The sequence below is a fragment of the Mesorhizobium sp. M7A.F.Ca.MR.148.00.0.0 genome (assembly GCF_003997735.1).
Taxonomy (GTDB): Bacteria; Pseudomonadota; Alphaproteobacteria; order Rhizobiales; family Rhizobiaceae; genus Mesorhizobium.
Genome location: NZ_RZTB01000387.1, coordinates 1 through 504 on the forward strand (window position 1 = coordinate 1; position 504 = coordinate 504).

Below are 504 nucleotides of genomic sequence, written 5' to 3' on the forward strand. Positions count from 1 at the left end.
TCCTCGAAGGCACCAACGAGATCATGCGCGTCATCATCGCGCGGGCATTAATTGGAAGGCAGTAGGCAGTAGGCAGTAGGCAGTAGGCAGTGAGATGACCGGCAAGATCAATTCCTACAAGGATCTTATCGTGTGGCAGCAGGGGATGGATCTGGCTGTCGCCACCTATTCTTTGACCAAGGCATGGCCAAAAGAGGAATTGTATGGGTTGACCAGCCAAATCCGCCGTTCAGCAACCTCTATTCCTGCAAACATCGCCGAAGGTTATGGCCGAGACAACAGAGGTTCCTATCAGCAATTTCTGAGGATTGCCCAAGGCTCGCTGAAGGAATTCGAGACACACCTCCAGATCGCTGAACGCATTGGCCTTGCCACGCATGATCAAGCTAGTCATTTGCTGACATCCACGGAGGGCATCGGCAAAATGCTTCGCCAGCTTATTTTCAAACTTGCACCCGAATAGACCCCTACTGCCTACTGCCTACTGCCTACTGCCTACTGCCT

1 protein-coding gene is annotated in these 504 nt (G+C 52.4%); it reads left to right on the plus strand.

Annotation, left to right across the window (positions count from 1 at the left end; all coding sequences use genetic code 11):
- Positions 1-94: 94 nt before the first annotated feature.
- Positions 95-463: a four helix bundle protein gene (locus tag EOB49_RS34640; RefSeq protein ID WP_127331895.1), complete on the plus strand. Its 369-nt coding sequence runs from the start codon at positions 95-97 to the stop codon at positions 461-463.
- The last annotated feature ends 41 nt before the right edge of the window (positions 464-504 follow it).

Excerpts from the sequence above, each read along its gene's own strand:
- EOB49_RS34640 (WP_127331895.1), top strand. The coding sequence starts at position 95 with ATGACCGGCAAGATCAATTCCTACAAGGATCTTATCGTGTGGCAGCAG.